Here is a 23632-nt window from a genome sequence, read left to right on the forward strand (position 1 = left end):
CATGACTGAATCCTCGAGCCCGGCCGAACCTTCGGCAGATGCGAAGCCGCTGAGCCCTTCGGCCGCCTATGCCGACTATCGGGACAGGACGAAGAAGGCGCAGACTCCCTTGGGCCGATTCTCAGCCAGAACAGACTTCGAGCTCGACGACTTCCAGCTCGAAGCCTGCACACAGCTGCAGGAAGGCAAAGACGTCCTCGTCACGGCACCCACAGGTGCTGGCAAGACCCTGATCGCGGAATTCGCCGTTGAACTGGCCAGGGACGAAGGCAAGCGAGTCTTCTACACCACGCCGATCAAGGCACTGAGCAACCAGAAGTTCAATGACCTCATGGATGTTCACGGTGTGGAGAACGTCGGGCTGCTCACGGGTGACACCTCGATCCGACGCGATGCGCCGATCATCGTGATGACGACAGAAGTCCTGCGCAACATGCTCTACAACGACCTGTCGGGACTCGCCGACCTCGGGTTCGTCGTCCTTGACGAGGTGCACTATCTGGCCGACCGTTTCCGCGGACCCGTCTGGGAAGAAGTGATCATCCACCTGCCGGATCGGGTGCAGATGGTGTCCCTGTCTGCGACCGTATCCAACGTCGAGGAGTTCGGTGCCTGGCTGCGCGAGGTGCGCGGACCCACAACCGTCATCTCCACCACTCATCGCCCGGTCCCGCTGGTCAACCATGTCCTCGTCGGCCACCGCATGTACGATCTCTTCACCCATCACGACTCCGAACGGATCGATCCAGCCCTCAACCACGCGACCCGGACCCATGGTGGTCCCCGCTCGCGGCGTGAGCGAGCCACCCGAGCGCGCTTCCGCAGGCCCAGCCGCACTCAGGTCGTGTCCTCCCTGGCAGAGACCGGCATGCTGCCGGCGATCATGTTCATCTTCTCCCGCAATGCCTGCGACGAGGCGGTGGAACAGTATCTGGCCTCCGGCTATGACCTGAACTCCCGCGAAGAGAAGGTCATCATCAATGCAGCACTCGAGAGGCTGCGCGATGAGCTCGCCAGCGAGGACCTCGGCATTCTCGGATTCCATTCGTTCCGGGAAGGTCTGCTGCTGGGAGTCGCCGCCCACCACGCCGGAATGATCCCGCAGTTCAAGCAGCTCGTCGAGGAACTCTTCTCCCAGGGGATCATCAAGGTCGTCTTCGCCACGGAGACTCTGGCCTTGGGCATCAACATGCCTGCCCGCACAGTCGTCCTGGAGAAGCTGGTGAAGTTCAACGGTGAGGCCCACGTATCGATCACGCCGGGGGAGTACACCCAGCTGACGGGCCGAGCCGGGCGCCGCGGCATTGACAAGATCGGGCATTCCGTCGTCGTCTGGCACCCCAGCCTCGAGGTCAATGAGATCGCGGGGCTGGCCTCCAACCGTTCGTATGCGCTAAACTCCGCGTTCGGACCCACCTACAACATGACGGCGAATCTGCTGTCGAGAATGAGTTCTGCCGAGGCCGCGAAGGTCCTCGAGACCTCTTTTGCACAGTTCCAGGCCGACAAGGCCGTCGTGGGGCTGGCGAAGAAGGTGCGGAAGAACGAAACAACGATCGCAGCCTATGAGAAGTCGATGCAGTGCGAGCTCGGCGACTTCGCCGAATACGCGCGTCTGCGGCAGGCCATCAGCGACGCCGAGAAGCAGGAGACACGCACCAAGTCGAAGAACCGGCAGCGCGAGATCGTCGAGTCGCTGAGCGCACTCAAGGTCGGCGATGTCGTCACCCTGCCTGCGAAACGCGTTGAGGGCACTGCCGTCATCATTGCACCCATGAGCTCCCGCGATGGAGAATCACGCCTGCCGACGGTGCTCACCGAGCAGGGGAAGGTCTGGCATCTGCGCCCCCATGAGGTGACAGAGCCGCTGGCAGCACAGGGCCGGGTGCGTGTGCCGAAGAAATTCAATCACAGGCAGGCAGGGGACCGCAGGCAGCTGCTGGGCATCCTTAACGACGCCAAACACGACGGCAAGGTCGATTCGCAGGCGCAGTGGCAATCCTCATCCGGTGCCTCCGGTATCAGCTCGAGCGTGTCCGAGATGACCGCGCAGCTGCGCGCTCATCCCTGTCACGACTGCCCGGACCGCGAGATGCACGCCAGGTGGGCCAGCCGAGCGGCCAAACTGGTCAAGGAGAACGATTCGCTCATCGCCCGGATCGAAGGACGAACCACGTCGATCGCTCTCGTGTTCGAACGTGTTCAAGACGTGCTGCGCACACTCGGCTTCGATCCCGAGCAGTCGGACATGCTGCGTCGCATCTATGGCGAACGGGACCTGCTCGTAGCGCTGACCATTCGGGCCGGGCTGTGGGACAACCTCGTCGAACCTGAGCTCGCGGGATTCGCCTCATGCTTCGTCTTCCAGTCCCGACGCGGTGACACCCTGCATCCTGAACGGGCCCCAAGCCGCGACCTCAAAGTCAACGGTGATGAGGCAGTGACGATCTGGCGCAAACTGTTCCAACTTGAGGAGCAGCACGCCCTGTCAACGACGCAGGAACCCGACCGGGGGCTGTTCAAACCGATGTATCGGTGGACCGAAGGCAAGAACCTCGCAGACTCCCTTCGCGGCACAGACATCGCTGCCGGAGACTTCGTACGGTGGGCCAAACAGAGCCTTGACCTACTCGGTCAGGTTGCCGAGGTCGCCGAACTGGAGACCGCTGTGCGTATCCGTCGCACCATCGAAGCCATCCGCCGCGGAGTCGTCGCAGACTCCTGAGCAGCAGTTCGCCTACGGTGCTGGGCAATCGAGCAACCGGGCATTGGGCAACCGAGAATCTGGGCCCGCCTTCGGAGATGGAGGCGGGCCCAGGAACTTCTCAGCGCTTGACCTTCTTGACGATGTTCTCGATGTCGGAGCCGAATGCGCTCTCCGTGGTCAGATAGGTCCACGTCGACGACGGCCGCTTGAGGCCGTGGGATTCCAGGTCGATTCCGGTATCCGTAAACTCCGCCTCTTCGACCGTCGACGCCGAATCTTCGATGACGTCTGACCAGAATGAGGAGAAGACGCGGATCGACTCCGTATTGAACGCCTCGTGGGGTTTTTCACGTGCGAAGGTGCGCAGATGGATACCCTCACGCAGATCGTTGAGGAAGGCGAGATGATCGACCCAGCGGGCGTCGAGATGGAAGAGCATCACTTCGCGCAGCGTGGCGTCGACAAGTTCCTGTGAGTGCTCGGCCGACAGGTCCGTCGCCACATCGCCCAGGCGTTCCTTTAGCTCGTTGATGGCCTCGTCATCGTCACGCAGCTCCTTGCGTCGGGACAGGACGAGGTCACGTTGCTTGGCCATGAGTTCGTTGAACTTCCAGGTGTCGCGGTGCAGAGCTGTGTTCTGGCCTTCGGCCACGCGCTGAGCGTGTTCGACGAGGCCCAGTGCACGCTTCGATTCGATCCACCCGGTCTCGTCACCTTCGGAGACGAAGCGTTGGATCTCCGGCACACGAGTCAAGAGCTCGTCTTCGAGGCTGGTGAAGAACACAGAGGTCCCAGGGTCACCCTGACGTCCGGCGCGCCCACGCAGCTGGTCATCAAGGCGTGAGGACAGGTAACGTCCGGCGCCGATGACCAGCAGGCCGCCGGACTCGGCGACGCTGTCGTCGGCCAGGCGGATATCGGTGCCGCGTCCGGCCATCTGGGTCGAGACTGTGACGGCTCCGGGGGCGCCGGCGGCAGCGATGACGTCGGCTTCAAGAGAGTCGTCTTTGGCGTTGAGGACCGTGACGTCGATGCCGCGTTCGATGAGCCGTGCCGCCAGTGACTCACTCTCTGCCACCGAGGACGTCCCGATGAGCACGGGACGATCATTGGCGTGGTTCTCGGCGACCTCTTCGACGATCGCGCGTTCCTTGGACTCCTGATAGGTGTAGAGCCGGTCGGGTTCGTCGACTCGGATGACAGGTAGGTGCGTGTCGACTGGCACGATCTCAAGGTTGTAGAACTCACGTAGGTCATCGCCGACAGCCAGCGCGGTGCCGGTCATTCCGCAGACGGTCTCGTAGCCGTGGATGAGTTCTTCGACGGTCATCTGGTCAAGGATTTCACCGCTCTCGGTGGTGCCCACACCCTCTTTCGCCTCAACCGCAGCCTGCAGTCCGTCAGGCCAACGCTGGAGTTCGGCCACACGCCCACGGGAGGCTGAGATGAGCTTGACCCGTCCATCGACGACAAGATAGTCGACATCACGATTGACCAAGGACTTCGCATACAGGGCCAGGTTGACTGCGGCGAGATTGGACGCGTCTTCACCGAAGAGCTCGTCTTCGAGTTCGGCCTCGACGTGATTGATTCCTTCGTCGGTCAGCGAGACGGCCTGATGATCCTGGCTGACTTCGTAATCGACACCAGGCTCCAGCGTCTCGACAAGTGCCGCGATCGCAGCATTGGCGTCTTCGACGCTGGCAGATCCAGCGAGGACGAGTGGGACACGGGCCTCGTCGATGAGTACCGAGTCAGCCTCGTCGACGATGACGACATCACGCTCAGGGACGCGGATCTGGGCGTCGTCAGTGACGAAACGATCGCGCAGCACGTCGAAGCCGACTTCCGTCACGGAAGCATAGAGCACCTCAGCGCCATAGGCTTCGCGGCGCTCGGTCTCACTCTGAGTTCCGGAGATCGATGCTGACTTCACACCCAGGAGATCGAAGAGAGGCTTCATCCACGTGCGGTCGCGGACAGCCAGATAGTCGTTGACGCTGACGACGTGGACTCGGCGACCCTGCAGAGCGTAACCGGCGGCGGCGAGAGCACCGACGAGGGTCTTACCCTCACCCGTGGCCATCTGCACGACATTCGCCTGCAGGAGCCCGACGAGGCCCTTGATCTGCGTGTCATAGGCACGCTCGTCGAGGGCCCGTTCGGCAGCTTCGCGGGCCAGCGCACAGTAGCGAACGAGGTTGTCCTGCACCGAGCCTGAGGTGAAGATATCGGCAGCGGCCTCGGTCAGCTCGTTGTCATCCAACTCCGCATACTCACGACTCGCGGTCGCCAGATCGTCGGCGGCCTTATCGAACCACCCCGTGGCTTTGTCAGCCTGAGCACCAGGTCGGTTGAGCAGTCGTGAAAAGAAACCCATTATCGTCCTTTGTCGAGTGATGGTCGCAGTTGATTCTATCGTTCAGGCCATGGGCCAGGAACCATCGACGATGGCATCGGCGTTGCCCTTTCGGCGTAACCACGACTGCAGGTCAGCGGCTTGGGCGCGTTTCCAATCGCCCTGGGCGGCCATGATCTCGTCCCGAGTCAGGCTCGCGATCTCCTTCGAGTTCTCGGCCAACGCTCGGGAAATGTCCAGGGCGGCAAGGGCGTCCGCAGCCGCATCGTGGGCATCGAGCAGCGTCACCTTCCACCGTTTGGCCGTCTCAGTCAGAGTCCTTTTGCCGCGACGGAACTGCTCGACGCGTTTGTCCAGAACAAAGGTGTCGACGATCGTCGGCAGCAGGCCCGCAAGATCGATGTGAGGCTGATGACGCTTGACCTCGGCCGCCATGACACTGAGGTCATAGACGATGTTGTGGCCGACGACCACGGCACCATCGGCTTTTAGATCGGCCAGGACAGTGCAGAGTTCGGCGACCACGTCTGCCACGGGAGCACCGTTGGCCTGGGCGAATTCGGTGGTGATTCCGTGAACGGCCCGGGCAGGTTCGGGTATCTCGACTCCCGGATCGGCCAGCCAAGTGCGTGAGTCCTCAGCGGATTCGACGAATGCAGCGGTCACGATTCTGGCAGTCGATGGGTCGACTCCGGTAGTCTCCAGATCGAATCCGACCAGACGAGACTGCGACCACGAATCGGCAGAGACCGGTCCCGGAGGCGGCGCGGTCGGCGAATCTGCACCAGATGTCTGAGCTGAAGCGGGTGCGCTGGTGCCAGTGGGGTGACTGTCGGCACCGGACTCCGTGTCGGCACTGCCGAGAGCAGCAATGAGATTGTCGACCGAGCGACGGATGTTCTGGCCGCGAGCAGCCGCCTCGACCGCAATGCGATCGAGCTCGCCCGGAACGGATTCGAGGTCGAGTCCATGAGCGACATCGGTCAGACAGCGCATGACCTCGATGGTCTTGTGCAGATTCTCTTCTTCTTCGATCAGAGTGGTGGCTCGCTTGGGGCTGAGACCACCCGTCTTCACTCCCGCCTTCGCAGCTTTGATGATCGACTCGAAGGAACCGAAGTTCGATAGCAACGTTGCAGCGGTCTTCTCGCCGATCCCAGGGGCACCAGGCAACCCGTCCGAGGGATCACCGCGCATCGCGGCGAGCTCACGGTACCGGGTTCCATCCGGCACACCGTAGGCTTCGGGCAGATCGGCCTGCGTGATGGCCTCCCACTCGCCGCCCTTGCGCGGGCGGAGCACGCTGACGTCCGTGGTGGTGTCGATGAGGGCGAGAAGGTCACGGTCCGGGGAGACGATGACCACCGGGGTACGGGACTGGGCGGCCATGGTCGCGATCACATCGTCGGCCTCGGTGCCATCCACCTCGGCGATGGGGATTCCGGCAGCACGAAGGACGCGAGTCATGATCGGCAGCTGCACAGCCAGTTCGGGTGGGATCTCAGTGCCTGCTTCGGCGTCCTTGACCCGGGCTGCTTTGTATTCGGGCATGATCGCGGTGCGAAAGGCCGGCCGCCAATCGGCGTCCATAGTCGCCACGACTCGTGGGGAGTCGAAGCGGCGGATCATCTGCGCGATCGCATCGAGGACGCCGCGCACGGCGTTGACCGGCTGACCTTCGTCGTTGACGATCGAATCGGGAACCGAATAGAAGGCACGGTAGTACAGGGCGGGCGTGTCGATCAGAACCAAGGGCTTCACACTCGATGACGATACCCGACACCACTGACTCGAGTGCAAAGACAGTCTGAGAGAGGTGTAGCCTGTCGGCTGTGACTATGTACTTTGGTGGAGATGTATACAGCAGTGTCGACCCCTTTGCGACTGCCTTGGGCACGAAGGACGGAAAGGTCTCGTTCATCGGCTCCGATGAAGCCGCATTGGCTGCAGAACCCGACGCAATCAACCTTGACGGTGACTTCCTCACCCCCGGTTTCGTCCACGGGGGATTGACTCTTGGGGACAGCGTGCCCGGCGGGGACCGTCTTCTCGAGTCCGGTTTCACCCACGTCCACGTCCTCGGTGGCGCCGAGGCAGTGGCAGACTTCCGTGCCCGCGCACCGCAGGGGCTGAGGGTCATCGGGTATCCCGAGTTCAGTTCCGAAGCCGGTCCCGCGTCGGATACGGACGCCGAGCGAGCAAGTATCGCCGCCGCGGATTTCCTGGCCCTCGATACGATGCCGGAAACGTCCCTGTACATCCAGGTCGAGTCGAACCGCCGCCTCGGCGAGGTCCTCGACCGGGTGCGCGAACATGCAGCACTTGCACAGCGCAATGGATATCGTCTGCTGTTGAATTTCAGCGTCGACGATGATTTCGTCACACCGTTGGGTTACTCCGGCATTGCGATCACCCTCGACCCCGCACAGCCGCAGCCTCTGGCGCAGCTGCTGTCGGCAGGGGCCCAGGTGTCGTGGACCGACTCCCAGGAATCTCCGTGGGCCGCCGTGCGTTCTGCCGTCGTCGGTGAGAACGGAATCGGAGCGCGCGCGGCGTTCAACGCAGGCACCCGGTTCGCTCATCGGGCCGCCGGCAACCCAGATGGGGGAGTCCTCGCGCCCGGAGCTGAGGCGGACCTCGTGCGGTGGCAGGTCGATCGACTCGTGGTTCAGGTCGCAGATGAACGCGTAGCCGCGTGGAGCACCGATCCGCGCTCGGGCACCCCCGGCCTGCCGGAACTTTCACCCGAGGTTGCACTGCCGACACGGATCGCAACCGTCGGGGATGCTTAGAACCCATATGCACGGCACCTCTCGGTGACGTTCGAAGGAGTCAAGGCGACACGCCGAAGGCTAAGTATTTTCAACATTCTGCCTTGCGTCTGACCTGGAGATTTGAGCATAACCCCAGGTCAGAGCGATTTTGCAAAGACCGCGGCAGGTACTAGATTCGTGGTTGGCATTCCACAGCAGCTGGGATGGAGCCGGCACTCTCGTCATTAGATAACTCGTTTCCCAACGTGGTCCGAAGGCGTGAGTGTCGGCTCATATATTTCACACCGCGCGGCGTATCGTAGTGGCCGTGGTTTCTAAGACTCTGGTGGTCATCCCGACCTACAACGAACGACTCGCTCTGCCCGTGACGCTGTCCGGGCTGTTTGAGAATCAGCCTGACGTCGACGTTCTCGTCGTCGATGACGGCTCGCCCGATGGCACCGGTGACTGGGTTGCTGAGCAGGCACGCACAGATCCACGTCTGCATGTTTTGCACCGCAGCGAGAAATCCGGTCTGGGCATGGCCTACATCGCTGGATTCGAATGGGCTCTGGAGCGCGACTACGACATCATCTGCGAATTCGATGCTGACGGATCCCACCGCCCATTGGACCTCGGGCAGCTCTTGGCAGTCGCCCAGGCGGGGCATGCCGATCTCGTCATCGGTTCACGATGGGTCAGGGGCGGGGCGATCGTCGATTGGCCTCGTTCACGATTCTTCCTCTCCCGCGGTGCCAACATCTACGTCAACGCAATGATGGGTCTCGGAGTCAAGGATGCGACGGCCGGATTCCGTGCGTATTCGCGCGAGGTACTGAAGAACCTGGACCTCTCGGGCGTGCAGTCTCAGGGATACTGTTTTCAGATCGACATGACCTACCGCACCGTCGAAGCCGGATTCCGGGTGGCAGAGGTTCCCATCGTCTTCGTCGAACGTGAACTGGGGGAGTCGAAGATGAGTGGGTCGATCATCTCCGAGGCCTTCACCAAAGTGGCCAGCTGGGGCCTGGCGCGCCGCGGACGACAGGCTCGAGGCGTGCTCGAACGCCTCACCGCGCGCAGACCGGCCGCCTGAGGGCTGATTCACCTTCGGGCGCTGTTGGCAGGTCGAACAGGCTGAAGGAGCCCAGCAGCAGACACGACACAGGGGCAGACATGAAGGCGGGATGCAGGTCATCGGACCTGCACCCCGCCTTCATGCTCAGGTGCGCTGTTGTGATTGAGTGCAGAGGCTCTCAGACCTGTGCAGGTACCTCACCACGGCGAACAGCGAGTCGCTCGTCGAGCAGGACCTGAAGTTCGTCGAAGGACCGGCGCTCGAGCAGCATGTCCCAGTGGGACCGCACGTGCTTGCCTGGCTCACCATCGGGTTCGTTCACGCCGACACGAGTGCCGACGCCGTGGATGCCCGAATCCCAGGTGGAGGGCACGTCGGCTTCGATCGAGAAAGGAACCTTGAACCTGGTTCCGTCTTCGCACTCGAATTCGACCATTTGGCGAGGTGCCGGTTCGACTCCCTCTTCCGTTTCCAGGCTGCGTGAGCCCAACTGTGTTCCGCGGAGACTGCGTTCGCTCATATCTCTCTCACCTTCCGACTCGACTGCAGACGTCTCATACGAAGGAACAGTCTACCGTCTGTGCCTATTCCCGACACTCAGGTCCATGCCGCGAGCTCATCCAGGCCCTTTGGGACGTCATCTGTGACGATGCCATCGACGCCGAGGCTCAGGAGTTGGCGCATAGAAGCGGCATCATTGATGGTCCACACGTGCACCAGCAGTCCAACCTCGTGGGCGCGGGAGACGAACCCTGCCGTTACGACGGGCAGGCCCTTGAATGACATCGGCACCTGCAGAGCATCGAGGCCCACAGGCAGAGGGCACGGTCCGGCAGGGGCCACACCCGGTAGGCTGCCGGCGGCAAACAGTGCGGATTCCTGCACTCCGGTCGATGTGCGAACGCCGGGCAGCGCCTCTCGCAGTCTGCGCAAAGTCGAAGACGAGAATGAGGCGAGCCGGAGTCGGTCCTCGGAGTGGGTGCCGCGGATAGTGCGGATCATCGGTGCGATGCTGTGGGGCGCCTTGACATCGATGTTCCACGCCGCCTCGGGAAGTGACTCGAAGAGAGTCGTCAGTCGAGGCAGATGGCCTCCTGCAAGGAGTTCGATCGAGTCGAGTTCAGCTGCCTTGAGATCGCGGATGCTGTGCGGACGGCCGGCGATGCGGTCGAGATCGGCATCATGTGCTGCGAACAGGATGCCGTCGGCGGAGGCGTGGACGTCGGTCTCCATCCAGTGCACCCCTGCCCGATGGGCGGAAGTGAATGCTTCGAGCGTGTTCTCACTCATGCCGGGCCATTGACCGCCTCTGTGGGCGATGATTTCTGGCTGAGAATTCATGATCCAATCCTATGTTGCTGTTGACCTTGCGGTCGGGGTCGACAACTATGGAGATATGAGCCGAACACAAGATCCGATCGAACCTGATTACGTCATCGATTCCACGAAGAGGACACCAACGGAGAAGGTGCGATCGGCTGCCACCAGGGCCTACGGTGCTGCCAGCAGCGGGGTGAAGAACGCCCGCGAGGCGACGAAGGGGTCGCGCCTCATCGAGGCAACCGAGACAAACGTGAAGAAGGCGCTGGGCAATGTCTCCCACGCGATCGACGATGCCGTGCGCAGCGGGAAAGTCGAACGCGCTTTCGACAAGGCCCAGGAGTCTGTGACCACTGGCGCCGATGGCATGCGCAGACTGGTCACACGCAAGTCCAAGTGACCTGATACTCACCGATGCGGCACGCTCATTGAGCGTGCCGCATTGCTTTTGTAACAGTTTCTTAACTAGACTGTGGTCAGGTAACGATCCGATAACTTGGAGTCGGTGTTGAGGTGGCCTCAACCTTAGAGACTCTTGGTTGCCGATAACACCGGCCAATGACTACGAGGACTTCACTGTGGGAAAACACTCTTCACCCCGTTCGGCAACGACGGGTTCGCTCTTCTCTGCGCTCAAACCGGCGAAGAAGAAGCCCGGACGGCATTCGCCGCAACGAGTCCATGCCGCTGCGAACACCGCCGGGGGAGTGTTGGCATCGGTACGCTCACGCCCGGTCCTCTCTGCGTTCATCGTTCCCACGGCCGCGACCTTCGCAGTCGTCGCTTCCAGCATGGCGATGGTCCCCGACAACACAGGCGGTGACCAACTGGTCGTTGCTGAAACCCCAATAGTCGCGGATGCCGAAGTGACGCAGGCCCCGGACGACTTCCTGGCGAAAGCGAAGAAGCAGGCCAAGGAGAAGCCGGCCGAGATCTCTCTCGAGTCCAAAACCGAGACCCCAAGCCCGACGCCATCAGAAACCGCGTCGAAGGACTCGGCGACTAAGGAATCTGCCAGCGGTGACTCAGGGTCGAAGAAGTCGACGCCCGATGCCAACGACGAACCGTCGAAGTCCGGCGAGTCTGCCGGTGAGTCCGGTTCCTGCCCCATGTCGTACTACGGCGGTGGAGACGGATTCGATGGCGAGCAGACCGCAAACGGCGAGCGCTTCGACACCAACAAGCTGACCGCAGCGCATAAGACACTGCCTTTCGGCTCGAAGGTCAAGATCACCAACACCGCCAACGGAAAATCCGTGACCGTGCGCATCAATGACCGTGGGCCCTACCATGGCAGCCGTTGCATCGACCTGTCCAAGGCAGCCATGGAGGCTGTCGGCGGAGTCGGAGCCGGACAGATCAACGGCAAATACGAGGTTCAGTAAACGTCGTTCTGATTCTTCAGAGGCCGTTGCACACAGCTGTGTGACGTGCCTGCTCGCGCAGCGCCGTACGGATTTCCAGCGGTGATATCACCTCGACCCCGCGAATGGTGATCAGCTGCGATACGGCGACATCCAATGGCTCCATCGGCAGGTCGACGACAATTGCTTCCTCTGCTGAGGAGACACCATCTGCGATTGAGGCGGCCTCGATCGCCTCGTCCGTGATTCGACCGGGAATCGCACGTCGCAGATCGCCGAGGCTGTCGCTGGACATCCGCAGCTTTACCGTCACAGAACGGATCGACCGGTCGAAGTCGATCTGAGACCTCGCCCAGTAGTCGCCGAGGTGGAAGCCCGGCGGGCGTGAGACTGAGACGTAGTGCAGTCTGATCTCAGTGATGCGCGAGACCCGGTAGGTCCGTGGCCTGCCACCAGGTGGCTGCGCGGCCAGATACCACCGCCCTGCCTTGACGACGAGTCCCAATGGTATGACGGTGCGAATCAGGCAATCACTGCCGCTTGCGTAGTCGAATCGCAGACCCCGGTGCGAACGCAGCGCCGCCACGATGACCGAAAGCTCCTCCGGACGCTCGTGTGTCATGAACCAATCGGGCCCGTCGATGAGCACATCCGATGAGAAGACTGAATCCGTCTCGGAGAGGATCTTCTCCCGTGCGGTCGCCAGCTCCCCGGAGTAGCCGAGATCAGCCGCAGCGAAACCTCCGATGAGCACGGAATCCAGCTCATCACGGGTCATCCCCGACAGGGGAGAGGTCCAGGACCCGAGCAGACTGATGCCACCGCCCGGTCCGGACTCCGTCACGACGGGGACACCTATTCTAGACAGATCACCGAGATCGCGATAGACGGTGCGCTGCGTGACCTCGAGGCGAGCCGCCAGACGTGCAGCAGTGATGGGCACCGTCCGCGCACTGAGGATGACGATCTCCGAGACCAAGCGTGCTGCCTTCATAACCACCAAGAATAATCATGGACACTGACATAGCATGTCAGTGATTGCACGAGACGGTGTCACCATGACTTCTCACAACGCATCGACAGCATCCCAGTTCGCTCCTCTCAACCAGCAGTCACTCACTGACCGAGTCGCTCTCGTCGCCGGCGCCACACGCGGTGCCGGACGTGCCATCGCCCGGGATCTCGCCCGAGCCGGTGCCTACGTGTACTGCACTGGTCGGTCAACCTCGAGGCGGCCCTCCGACTACGGCCGGAGCGAAACCATCGAGGGCACTGCCGAACTGATACGCGCAGAGGGCGGCCGCGCTGAGGCGATCGTCTGCGATCACCTGCAACTGCCGATGATCGACGAGGTGATCCGGCTGATCGATGAGCAGCACGGACGACTCGACATTCTGCTCAACGACATCGGGGGAGAGGCCTATGTCTCCTGGGGCGAGAAATTCTGGAACACCGACTTCGAATCCGGAATGCGGCTGGTGAATGCAGGACTGATCACGCATCTGAACACGGCGCACGCCGCCTTGCCGCTGCTCACTCGCAGACCCGGAGGTCTGCACATCGAGATCACCGATGGAACGGACGAGTTCAATGCTTCGCACTACCGGGAGAGCATCTATCTCGATCTGACGAAGACCGGAGTCAGCCGACTGGCATTCGGGCTCGGCCACGAACTCGCGGAATCTGGGTGCACAGCTGTAGCGATCACCCCCGGCTGGTTGAGATCGGAGATGATGCTCGAGCTCTTCGACACGACCGAGCAGAGCTGGCTCGAGGATTCCCTCGACCCGACACGCGAGCTGCCGCCTGCAGATTTCGCGATCTCGGAGACTCCGCAATTTCTGGGACGAACGCTCGTGGCACTCGCATCCGATCCCGACCGACACCGCTTCAATACGAGAACCCTCAACAGCTGCGAATTGGGCGATCTCTATGACATCGACGATATCGATGGTTCCCGGCCGGATTCTTGGGCGTTCATGGCAGCCAAGGAGGCCGACTCGGGCGCGGACGCACGTGACTACCGCTGAAACCGATTTCGCACCGCCGCAGGCGATCCTGAGCCCGCCTTGGCAGGCTGATGTTCCCTGGCTACTCTGAGCACATAAGCGGAACTTTCGAAGGAGAGCAGAATGTCGGATCGAACATGCGATGTGGTCATCGTTGGAGCTGGGCCGACCGGCCTGAGCGCGGCCCGAACGCTGCAGGCGGCAGGCAAAGACGTTGTGGTCCTCGAGGCCAGGGACCGTGTCGGGGGTCGGACATGGACCAACCACATCGACGGTCAGATGTACGAAATCGGTGGTCAGTGGATCTCACCTGACCAAACGGCACTCCTCGAACTCGTCGCTGATATGGGCAAAGAGACTTATCAGCGCTACCGGGAGGGCGAGAGCGTCTACATTGCTCCCGACGGCACACGCTCCGTCTACACCGGCGATATGTTCCCGGTGGCCGAGTCCACACAGGCAGAGATGGAACGTCTGATCACCCAATTGGACGAGCTCGCAGCCCGCATCGGACCCACCGCACCCTGGGCAGCCGAAGACGCCGGTGAGCTTGATTCTGTGTCGTTCCACCATTGGCTGCGAACCCAATCGGATGATGAGGTCGCGTGTGCGAACATCGGCATGTTCATCGCTGGAGGAATGCTGACGAAGCCGGCCACCGCCTTCTCCGCACTGCAGGCCATCCTCATGGCCGCCTCGGCGGGATCGTTCACCAATCTCGTGGACGACCATTTCATCCTCGATCGCCGCGTCGTAGGAGGAATGCAGTCGGTGTCCGAGCAGATGGCGGCCGATCTCGGCGAAGGCGTTGTTCACCTCGAAAGCCCGGTGCGCACCATCGAATGGAGCGAAGATTCCGTCACGGTGGGCACCGATTCGATGCAGGTGTCAGCGAACCGTGTGATCGTGGCCGTCCCACCGAATCTGTACTCGCGCATCAGCTACACTCCGCACCTGCCGCGCCTGCAACAGGTCTTCCATCAACACCAGTCGATGGGCCTCGTGATCAAGGTCCACGCCACATACAAGACACCGTTCTGGCGCGAAGACGGCTTGAGCGGAACCGGTTTCGGTGCAGGGCAACTGGTGCAGGAGGTCTACGACAACACCAACTACGGTGAAAGCCAGGGGACTCTCGTTGGCTTCATCTCCGACGTCAACGCCGATGCCATGTTCGCCCTCGACGAGGACTCACGCAGACAGCGTATCCTCGAATCACTCGCCGACTTCCTGGGCCCACAGGCACTGGTACCCGAGGTGTTCTATCTGTCCGACTTCGGTTCCGAGGAATGGACTCGAGGCGCCTATGCGACAAGCTATGACCTCGGGGGACTGCACCGATGGGGACAGTTCCAAAACGATCCAGTCGGTCCCATTCATTTCGCGAGCTCGGACATCGCAGCTCACGGATACCAGCACGTCGACGGTGCGATCAGGATCGGGCAGGACACTGCCGAAAAGATCTTGAGCACCTGAAATCGCGTCTGAAAGGTTGAGCTGATGACCTCGGCGACTCCACCTCCCAGCCCGGCCGGAAGCCAGCCTGGAGACTCCGGCTCGGGCCTGAGCTCCAAGGGACTGTCCGCAGGCAAGATCGGGGCGATCGGCGGTGCCATCATCGGCATCTCCTGCATTGCTCCTGCTTACACGCTCACCTCGGGTCTGGGACCCACGATCTCCCAGGTCGGAGTCCACACTCCGGCGATCCTGCTGATCGGTTTCGTTCCGATGCTGCTCGTCGTCTTCGGTTACCGCGAACTCAACACGGCTATGCCCGATTCCGGCACCACGTTCACGTGGGCGACCCGTGCTTTCGGGCCCTGGCTGGGTTGGATGGGAGGCTGGGGTCTGATTTCGGCCACGGTCCTTGTGCTGTCCAACCTGGCCGCCGTGGCCGTGGACTTCCTGTTCCTGCTGCTGGCTCAGGTCTTCGGCGAGCCCGGCATCGCCGATCTGACCCGAGTGCTGTGGATCAACATTCCTGTCACCATCATCCTCACCGCGGCTGCTGCCTGGATCTCCTATCGCGGAGTCGAAGCCACCCAGAAGATTCAGGTCTGGCTTGTCGCGTTCCAAGTCCTCGCCCTCGGTTGGTTCGTCATCGCGGCATTCGTCCACGTGTCCAACGGCACCGCCTTCGACCCGACACCGATCGAGCTCGGCTGGTTCAACCCTGCCGAAGCCGGAGACTTCTCCACGGTTGCTGCGGCTGTGTCTTTGTCGATCTTCCTCTTCTGGGGCTGGGACACCGTCATCACCATGAACGAAGAGGCGAAGGATCCACAGAAGACTCCCGGCCGTGCCGCAATTCTCACGATCGTTGCCATCGTCATCATCTACCTCGCCTGCACCGTTGCCGTCATCTCCTTCGCCGGAGTCGGCACAGACGGATTGGGCGCAGGGAATCCGGAGAACCAGGAATCCATCTTCGCGGCTCTCGCCGGCCCTGTCATGGGGCCGTTCGCGGTCCTCGTGTCGATTGCCGTCCTCTCCAGTTCTCTGGCCTCGCTGCAGTCGACGATGGTCTCACCCTCACGCACGATCCTGGCCATGGGCCACTACGGCGCGCTGCCGAAGAAATACGGAAACATCTCGCCCCGGTACAAGTCGCCATCGGTGGCCACCGTCACCTCGGCGGCGGCCGCGATCATCTTCTACGTCGTCATGCGGCTGCTGTCGGAGAACGCACTGTGGGACACGATCACCGCGCTGGGTCTCATGGTCTGCTTCTACTACGGGGTCACCGGTCTGGCTTGTATCTGGTACTTCCGCCGGTCACTGTTCACGGGTGCCAAGCACTTCTTCTTCAGGTTCCTCTTCCCACTCGTCGGCGGAGTGACACTGTTGGTGATCTTCGTGACCACCGCGATCGACTCCCTCGACCCCAACTACGGATCTGGATCCTCGGTCTTCGGCATCGGACTGGTCTTCGTGCTGGGCATCGGAGTTCTGCTCCTGGGCGTGGTCATCATGATCATCCAATCGCGTATGCATCCGAGCTACTTCCGCGGTGAGACCCTGACCCAGGGAGTCCACACAGAGTGAACGCGTCCGGGAACGACCATGTGCCCAGGCACCAACTGGTCCTCCTGCGACGCGTACGGGACAGAATCGACAGGGAGTTCGACCGACCGCTCAATGTGGAGGAGCTCGCAGCCGGGGTGCACATGTCGGCCGGTCACCTCAGTCGCCAGTTCAGAGCCGCCTACGGTGAGTCGCCCTATTCCTATCTCATGACCCGTCGCATCGAACGATCAATGTCGCTGATCCGCAGGGGTGACCTCTCGATCACGGATGTCTGCTTCTCGGTCGGTTTCTCATCGTTGGGAACATTCAGCACCCGATTTAGCGAACTCGTGGGACTCTCACCCTCGCGGTACCGTGCCGGTGTTGTCGAAGGCGATCATGACCTGCCCACTCTCATCGTGAAGAATGTGCTCAGACCGGTCAGGAATCGAGAAGTTCCACCCGTTGACCCGCACTAGGATGACGATCATGAACATTTCAATCAACGCCAGCTTCTTGCCCCACACCGATGCCGAGGCCTCGTTGTCCTTTTACCGCGACATTCTCGGTTTCGAGGTTCGTCTCGATGTCGGATCCGGGCAGATGCGCTGGCTGACCGTTGGCCCTGCTGGCCAACCTGACACCTCGATCGTGCTCACCCCCGCAATCACCGACCCGACCATCAGCGACGCCGAGCGTGAGGTCATTGAGTCCCTCATGGCCAAGGGCAGCTATGCCGCCATAGTTCTGGCCAGCACGAATGTCGATGACGCCTTCGCCGAGGTGGAGGCCAGGGGAGCGGAGATCGTGCAGGAGCCGATGGACCAGCCCTACGGTTTGCGTGACTTTGCACTGCGTGACCCGGCCGGAAACATGATCCGTGTCCAGCAGCGCGGCTGATCGCCGTGGTGCATCCAGCCGATCATCATGAGCTGATCCGCGTTCAGGGAGCTCGCGAGAACAATCTCCAGGACGTCTCCGTCGACATCCCCAAACGACGACTCACCATATTCACCGGCGTCTCCGGCTCAGGTAAGTCATCCTTGGTCTTTTCTACGATCGCCGCAGAATCCCAACGCCTGATCAACGAGACCTACAGTGCCTTCGTCCAGGGCTTCATGCCCGCGATGGTACGGCCAGAGTTCGACGTGTTGGAGGGTCTGACGACGGCCATCATCGTCGACCAGGAACGCATCGGAGCGAATCCACGCTCAACAGTGGGCACCGTCAGCGACATCAATGCGAAGCTGCGAACTCTCTTCTCCCGGCTGGCACAGCCGAATCTCGGGTCGACCAACGCCTACTCGTTCAACGTGGCATCGATCAGCGGCAAAGGCGCCGTGACGATCGACAAAGGTGCCGACAAGCAAGTCGAGCGACGGACATTCACCGTCAACGGAGGAATGTGCCCGCACTGTGAGGGGATAGGCACAGCCACCGACATCGACATCGCCGAGGTGGTCGACGAATCGAAATCAATCAACGAGGGTGCGATCACGATACCCGGCTACAAACCCGGGGGCTGGAGTGTGCGCTTCTACTCGGAATCGGGCTATTTCGACCCGGACAAAGCGATCGCTGACTATACAGAGGACGAGCGGCACTATCTCCTCTACGCCAAAAGCGAGAAGATCGTCATCAACGGCACCAACATGACCTTCGACGGCCTCATCCCACGGATTCGGCGCTCGTTCCTGTCCAAGGACCGCGACGCGATGCAGAAGCATGTGCGAGAATTCGTCGACCGTGCGGTCATCTACACCCAATGCCCCGAGTGCGCCGGCACAAGACTGAACCCGGCAGCACGGGGATCGTTGCTGGCCGGCCAGTCCATCGCCGAGGTGTGTGCGATGCAGATCTCTGACCTCCTTGATTGGCTGGCGCAGATCGATGACGGGGGAGTCCGTCCCCTGGTGAGATCGCTGACCAATGATGTGCAGGCCTTCGTCGACATCGGGCTCGGGTATCTCTCCCTTGACCGTTCAGCCGGCTCTTTGTCCGGAGGAGAGGCGCAGCGCATTAAGTTGGTGCGTCACCTTGGGTCCTCATTGACCGATGTCACGTATATCTTCGACGAGCCCACAATCGGGCTGCATCCGCACGACATCGCCGCGATGAACGAGCTGCTCATCGCACTGCGGGACAAAGGCAATACCGTCCTCGTCGTCGAACACAAGCCCGAGACCATCAGGATCGCTGACCACGTCGTCGACCTGGGACCGGGGGCCGGCACGAACGGCGGGCACATCTGCTTCACCGGAACCGTCGACGAACTTACATCCAGCGATACTCTCACCGGCAGACATCTCAATGACCGCACCCAGGTGAAGACGACAACCCGCGAACCCGCCGGGAAACTTCAGATCAGGGGAGCGAAGGACCACAACCTGCGCGACGTCGATGTCGATGTGCCCCTCGGCGTGATCACCGCAATCACAGGTATCGCCGGGTCGGGAAAGAGCACACTCATCGCAGGATCGCTGCGTCAGCGCGAAGGTGTGATCATGATCGATCAGGCACCGATCAAGGGTTCACGACGCAGCAACCCAGCGACCTACACCGGCATGCTCGAACCCATCCGCAAGGTCTTCGCCAAGGTCAACGGCGTCAAACCCGCCTTGTTCAGCGCCAACTCGGAAGGCGCCTGTCCGGTCTGCAACGGCGCCGGAATCATCTATTCCGACCTCGGAATGATGGCCGGAATGTCGGCACCGTGCGATGTGTGCGAAGGCAAGGGCTTCCAGGCAGAGGTCCTCGACTACACCCTGGGCGGCAAGAACATTCGTGAGGTGCTCGATCTGTCGGTGACGGCCGCCGTCGAGTATTTTGCCACAGGGGAGTCGCGGATACCTGCAGTCAGTAAAATCATCGGCCACCTCGCCGAGGTGGGGCTTGGGTACCTGAGCCTGGGGCAACCACTGACGACATTGTCTGGTGGCGAGCGGCAGCGCCTCAAGCTGGCCACGCACCTATCGGCCAAAGCTGCAGATTCTGCATCTGTCATCATCCTCGACGAACCGACAACGGGTCTGCACCTTGCAGATGTGGAGAATCTGCTTCACATGTTGGATCGCCTCGCGGATGCCGGGCGAACAGTCATTGTCATCGAACATCACCAGGCTGTTATGGCCCACTCCGATTGGATCATCGATCTGGGGCCTGGTGCGGGTCATGACGGTGGTCGAATCGTGTTCGAAGGCACCCCGGAGCAGCTGGTCGCCGCCGCTCCCGAGCCCGACGCACCGTTGACCGCGGTCCACCTGGCGGCCTATGTCACGGGTGCCTGAGCCAGTCCGCACATGCAAGTGTCCCTGTCTGCAAGGGGAGTCGAGCACAGTCAGGGGAGTCGAATTCGGGTTCTATGCGTTCAGTTCGCGTTGTGACTTCTGTGAGTCGATTCTGAGCGCTGAGGCTTGAAATCAGGTTCACACCCGACCGTCGGTCCACTACCGTGTGTAACGGCTTGGTAACGATAGAGTGGCCAAGTTACAGAACCGAAATGCACTCGTATTACGGAGATGAAACAGTGAACCTCTTGAGCACAAGCTTCCGCAAAGTCGCCCTCGTCGCAGGAGCCGGCGCGGTCGCTGCCGCCGGAATGACCGGCATGAGCGGCCCGGCCCAGGCCTCCACAGGGGCTCAGTCTTCGAATGGCGTCTGGGACAAGGTCGCCGAGTGTGAGTCCGGCGGTGACTGGCACATCAACACCGGTAATGGCTACTACGGCGGACTGCAGTTCTCTAAGCAGACTTGGCAGGCCTTCGGCGGCGACGGCATGCCACATAAGGCAAGCAAGGCCGAGCAGATCGACGTTGCGCAGAAGGCTCTCAAGAAGCAGGGTCCCGGGGCTTGGCCGGAATGCGGTAAGAAGGCCGGCCTGACGAAATCCAACGGCGCTGCAGACGAAGGCGGCGGCTCCAAGAATGATGGTGGATCCAAGGACGACGGCAAGGTCGGACTCGGCGGCAGCTGAGTCAACCGCTGAAACACGCAGTCAGCTGACATATGTTGAGCACAGTGACGGCCGCGGATAGCTGAAGGGCTATCCGCGCCCGTCACGTTTTTGTACTCTGGTTTTGTAATCTAGTGACTGACCAGTAACTGCTATGGTCGACCAGAACTGATATCCGAAACGGGCGCTGTCTCGTGGCTCAGAGCAACCATGGGCATGACGCCGATAATATACATTATGTTAAGTAAACTGATTGACCGCCACTTCTGACGCGACCGGCCCATGGCCAAAGGAGAACCCATGACCACAGAAACAGCAGGCACGGCAGAGGTCATAGACACCACAGACGCCTCGGGTGCGATCTACACGATCTGGCAGAAGCTGCAGAAGGTGCCGTTCGGCAATTGGCTCTTCACGCGGGCTGTGTGCTTCAAGGCGCCATACTTCCGTACCGTTCATCCGCTGATCCACGAACTGCGTCCCGGGTACTGCGAAGTCAGCGCTCCGAATCGTCGCGGCGTGCACAATCACCTCGGCACCTATCACGCCATCGCCTCATGCAATATGGCAGAGATCGCCGGCGGCATCATGATGGAGGCGACGATTCCATCCTCGCACCGCTGGATTCCTGTCGGCATGACCGTTGAGTACAAGGCCAAGGCCACCACGGGCGTCAGCTCGGTCGCGCGCCTTGATGCGATCCCTGAGTTCGGCGACGATCCGATGGAGCTGATCGTGCCAGTCGATGTCCTCGATGCTGCCGGCGAAGTATTCGTCTCCGCGCAGATCACCATGAACGTCTCCCGCAAGAAGACGTCTTAACTGACGCCAGCGTGCGCAGCGTCGAGCTGTGTGCCTACAGCTCTGGATGGTGTTCCCTGGTGGACTCCCCTGATGATTTCAGTGTGCCTGGATTGACTTGCCTAACGATCGTTCAATAAGCTGGGTGAAATTGGCCGAAATTTTCAGGGCCGGTTGTCACCGTTGTCACCACGACGCAAGGAAGCATCATGGTCTCATCCAAGCTCACCTCTCCCCCAGCCTCAACTGTCCCTCCGGGCACAGAATCTCGACGCAAAGCCTGGTCATTGACCGCGCTGCTCGTTGTCCTCTATGTCGTGAACTATGGCGACAAGGCGGCCTTCGGCATTATCGCCCAGTCACTCAAGGACGAACTCGGCATCAGCGCCTCGCAGATCGGGCTGGTCGGCAGCCTGTTCTTCTTCGCTTTCACCGTCGGCGGCTTCTTCGCCGGGGCGTTGAATAAGTGGCTGTCTCTGCGCACGGTCCTCATCGTCCTGGCTATCGTCTGGGCACTCGCAATGCTTCCGGTGGTCTTTGCTGCCACCTTTGGGGTCCTGCTTGTCTCGCGGATGGTCCTTGGGCTTGCTGAAGGGCCGAGCTCTGCCCTCATCCACACAGCTACCTATTCCTGGCACACGCCCGGAAAGCGCGGGTTCCCCGGCGCGCTGCTCGCGAGTGCCACGTCGATTTCCAAGATCGCGCTGGCCCCGTTGCTGGCCTATCTTTCGGTCACTCTCGGATGGCGCAGCGCACTGGTGGCGATGGCCGTCATCGGCGCAATCTGGTGCTTCTTCTGGATCCGGCACTGGGAGGTCGGCCCCTATATTCCTGCCAAGGCGTCCAAGGATGCGGTTGATCTCAACGAGGAGCCACGAGTTCCTTGGCACAAGATCTTGCTGACTCGGACATTCATCAGCGCAGCCTTCTTGGTCGCCAGCATCTATGCGCTCGTGACCGTCGTCCTCACCTGGTTGCCGTCCTATTTCGAAGTCGGCCTCGGATACAGTCGCCTGCAGTCCGGATCCATGTTGGCAATTCCCTCGGTTGCGGGACTGATCAGCCTCATCGGCGGGACTCTGCTCTCCGATCGGCTGTCGGCCAGAGGCTGGTCGTCACGATTCGTGCGCATCGCAGCTCCCTCGATCTGCGTGGTCATCGGCGGTGGGGTGCTCTTCTTCCTGCCCTCCATCTCCAGTTCGCCCGGAGCTGTTGCCATCGTGTCCATCGGATACGGCGTCGGTGTGGTCGTCCTGCCGTTATGCAACGCGGCCGTCTCTGAGATCTGCCCGCCACAGCAGACGGCAGGAACGCTCGGGATCTTCCTAGCACTCATGGCCATCGGCGGACTCGTCGGCCCGTATGTCACCGGCCTCATCGTCGATGCTGCCGCGACACCTGGCCTCGGTTATGCGAAGGCGTTTCAAGCACTCGGGCTCACCTCCGCAGTCGCCGCGGTTCTGACCCTCATCTTTGCAGATCCTGAGAGAGACAAGTCCGCAGTGCGTGGTCGGGTGGCTTCGCCTCAATGACCTGGCAGCACGGAATTTGCCATATCTCCGCGGCCGGATATGTTGAGCACTCGTTGCGCGTATGAGACTTGGTCGCCCTCGCCAGCGTGGTCGTCGGCTCTCGGAGGCGCATATCCCCCGGTCGACCCGAGCTCGACGATGAGTCCGCTGAGTTCCGTGGACATGAATTCGGCGAGCTCGTCATCGATCGGCCACTCATCGCCGGTTCCGGCAGAGAGATCGGCGGCATGGAGGGCCAATTCGAGGATGCGCATCTTCACGAGCTGGTGACCCGACACCAGGCCGATCCGATGGTGCACCTCGGCGTCGAGGTCACACTCCCCCGCCATTCTTCGAAAGGCTCGTTCATGTGACCAGAACGACTCCAATCTGTCCTCGCCGAGGTGGTTCTGCCCCCGCGTTGCCTCGACCTCCGCGGGCGGAGCCTGGGCCAGAAGCTTCTCATAGCGCAGTCCTCCGCCGATGAGGTGGTTGATCAACTGCTCATTGGTCCATTCGCGGCATCCGCTCGACGAATCGAGATCCGCTTCGGTGACGCGTGACAGCGCGGTTTCCCAACAGGACTCTGCTCGGTCGAGATACGTATCGATGTTCGGAAGTTCCAATGTTCGGCTCGTCCTTCACTGTGATGATGTCCCCTTCACGATACTCATCGAATTCGTTGATGGTCAGCATTGAGAAGTCTGTTCTCGCCAATCCCTACGTGTCAGGGTTGAGCGGGACCAAGGTGTCAGAGCAAATCAGTCCGACC

Annotated in this window: 20 protein-coding genes; 14 read left to right on the forward strand and 6 right to left on the reverse strand. The window is 61.3% G+C overall.

Translation table 11 applies throughout. The features are described from left to right. Window position 1: 1 nt before the first annotated feature. The gene (locus tag INT40_RS01810) at window positions 2-2725 is read left to right on the forward strand and encodes a DEAD/DEAH box helicase (RefSeq protein ID WP_101574433.1); all 2724 of its coding nucleotides are present in this window, start codon (window positions 2-4) and stop codon (window positions 2723-2725) included. Between the two features lie 100 nt (window positions 2726-2825). Here INT40_RS01810 and secA2 read toward each other — a convergent pair whose 3' ends face one another. Together secA2 and INT40_RS01820 are read right to left on the reverse strand one after the other, a co-directional pair. Next, window positions 2826-5087 carry an accessory Sec system translocase SecA2 gene (gene secA2 / locus INT40_RS01815; RefSeq protein ID WP_193095347.1) on the reverse strand — a complete coding sequence of 754 codons (2262 nt, stop codon included), beginning with the start codon at window positions 5085-5087 and terminating at the stop codon, window positions 2826-2828. 42 nt (window positions 5088-5129) lie between these two features. Beyond that, a complete protein-coding gene (locus tag INT40_RS01820; protein ID WP_101574431.1) occupies window positions 5130-6818 on the reverse strand; it encodes a 5'-3' exonuclease H3TH domain-containing protein in 1689 nt (562 codons plus the stop codon). 86 nt (window positions 6819-6904) lie between these two features. On the opposite strand from INT40_RS01820, the gene INT40_RS01825 reads away from it, so the two are divergent. Together INT40_RS01825 and INT40_RS01830 are read left to right on the forward strand one after the other, a co-directional pair. Then, window positions 6905-7858, forward strand: a complete 954-nt coding sequence (locus INT40_RS01825) for a metal-dependent hydrolase (RefSeq protein WP_101574430.1) — start codon at window positions 6905-6907, stop codon at window positions 7856-7858. Window positions 7859-8141: 283 nt separating this feature from the next. Then, window positions 8142-8915 carry a polyprenol monophosphomannose synthase gene (locus INT40_RS01830; protein ID WP_101574429.1) on the forward strand — a complete coding sequence of 258 codons (774 nt, stop codon included), beginning with the start codon at window positions 8142-8144 and terminating at the stop codon, window positions 8913-8915. Window positions 8916-9075: 160 nt separating this feature from the next. Here the strand turns inward: INT40_RS01830 and INT40_RS01835 are convergent, their stop codons facing one another. Together INT40_RS01835 and INT40_RS01840 are read right to left on the reverse strand one after the other, a co-directional pair. Further along, window positions 9076-9417 (reverse strand): RNA polymerase-binding protein RbpA, encoded by a 342-nt coding sequence (locus INT40_RS01835; protein WP_101574428.1) that lies wholly within the window; start codon window positions 9415-9417, stop codon window positions 9076-9078. Window positions 9418-9494: 77 nt separating this feature from the next. Then, the gene (locus INT40_RS01840) at window positions 9495-10238 is read right to left on the reverse strand and encodes a glycerophosphodiester phosphodiesterase family protein (RefSeq protein WP_101574427.1); all 744 of its coding nucleotides are present in this window, start codon (window positions 10236-10238) and stop codon (window positions 9495-9497) included. Window positions 10239-10293: 55 nt separating this feature from the next. Between INT40_RS01840 and INT40_RS01845 the strand changes: the two genes are divergently transcribed. Together INT40_RS01845 and INT40_RS01850 are read left to right on the forward strand one after the other, a co-directional pair. Next, window positions 10294-10617, forward strand: coding sequence for a hypothetical protein (locus INT40_RS01845; RefSeq protein WP_226830508.1), 324 nt, complete (start codon window positions 10294-10296; stop codon window positions 10615-10617). 139 nt (window positions 10618-10756) lie between these two features. After that, window positions 10757-11602, forward strand: a complete 846-nt coding sequence (locus INT40_RS01850) for a septal ring lytic transglycosylase RlpA family protein (RefSeq protein WP_226830509.1) — start codon at window positions 10757-10759, stop codon at window positions 11600-11602. 16 nt (window positions 11603-11618) lie between these two features. Here INT40_RS01850 and INT40_RS01855 read toward each other — a convergent pair whose 3' ends face one another. After that, a complete protein-coding gene (locus INT40_RS01855) occupies window positions 11619-12575 on the reverse strand; it encodes a helix-turn-helix transcriptional regulator (RefSeq protein WP_226830511.1) in 957 nt (318 codons plus the stop codon). A 64-nt stretch (window positions 12576-12639) separates the two neighbouring features. Here INT40_RS01855 and INT40_RS01860 point away from each other — a divergent pair, with 64 nt between their 5' ends. From INT40_RS01860 to INT40_RS01900, 9 genes are all read left to right on the forward strand, one after another. Continuing rightward, window positions 12640-13611 (forward strand): SDR family oxidoreductase, encoded by a 972-nt coding sequence (locus tag INT40_RS01860; protein WP_193095349.1) that lies wholly within the window; start codon window positions 12640-12642, stop codon window positions 13609-13611. A gap of 102 nt (window positions 13612-13713) precedes the next feature. Then, window positions 13714-15066, forward strand: a complete 1353-nt coding sequence (locus INT40_RS01865) for a flavin monoamine oxidase family protein (RefSeq protein ID WP_101574423.1) — start codon at window positions 13714-13716, stop codon at window positions 15064-15066. A gap of 24 nt (window positions 15067-15090) precedes the next feature. Continuing rightward, entirely contained in the window at window positions 15091-16635 is a 1545-nt protein-coding gene (locus tag INT40_RS01870) for an APC family permease (RefSeq protein ID WP_101574422.1), read from the forward strand. Beyond that, window positions 16632-17075: a helix-turn-helix transcriptional regulator gene (locus tag INT40_RS01875; RefSeq protein WP_193070542.1), complete on the forward strand. Its 444-nt coding sequence runs from the start codon at window positions 16632-16634 to the stop codon at window positions 17073-17075. The genes INT40_RS01870 and INT40_RS01875 overlap by 4 nt, the downstream gene beginning before the upstream one ends. A 1-nt stretch (window position 17076) precedes the next feature. After that, window positions 17077-17496, forward strand: coding sequence for a VOC family protein (locus tag INT40_RS01880; RefSeq protein WP_219618917.1), 420 nt, complete (start codon window positions 17077-17079; stop codon window positions 17494-17496). Window positions 17497-17501: 5 nt separating this feature from the next. After that, window positions 17502-19883 (forward strand): ATP-binding cassette domain-containing protein, encoded by a 2382-nt coding sequence (locus tag INT40_RS01885; protein WP_193095350.1) that lies wholly within the window; start codon window positions 17502-17504, stop codon window positions 19881-19883. 239 nt (window positions 19884-20122) lie between these two features. Beyond that, window positions 20123-20569, forward strand: a complete 447-nt coding sequence (locus INT40_RS01890; protein WP_319020817.1) for a transglycosylase family protein — start codon at window positions 20123-20125, stop codon at window positions 20567-20569. A 279-nt stretch (window positions 20570-20848) separates the two neighbouring features. After that, window positions 20849-21370, forward strand: coding sequence for a hotdog fold domain-containing protein (locus tag INT40_RS01895; protein WP_193095351.1), 522 nt, complete (start codon window positions 20849-20851; stop codon window positions 21368-21370). Between the two features lie 188 nt (window positions 21371-21558). After that, window positions 21559-22881 (forward strand): MFS transporter, encoded by a 1323-nt coding sequence (locus INT40_RS01900; RefSeq protein ID WP_193095352.1) that lies wholly within the window; start codon window positions 21559-21561, stop codon window positions 22879-22881. On the opposite strand, the gene INT40_RS01905 is transcribed toward INT40_RS01900, so the two are convergent. After that, complete coding sequence (locus tag INT40_RS01905) at window positions 22875-23486, reverse strand: maleylpyruvate isomerase N-terminal domain-containing protein (RefSeq protein WP_193095353.1); 612 nt, start codon at window positions 23484-23486, stop codon at window positions 22875-22877. The two genes, INT40_RS01900 and INT40_RS01905, sit on opposite strands and share 7 nt — an antisense overlap. Window positions 23487-23632: the final 146 nt, after the last annotated feature.

The sequence above is a fragment of the Brevibacterium sp. FME17 genome (assembly GCF_014897515.1).
Lineage (GTDB): Bacteria > Actinomycetota > Actinomycetes > Actinomycetales > Brevibacteriaceae > Brevibacterium.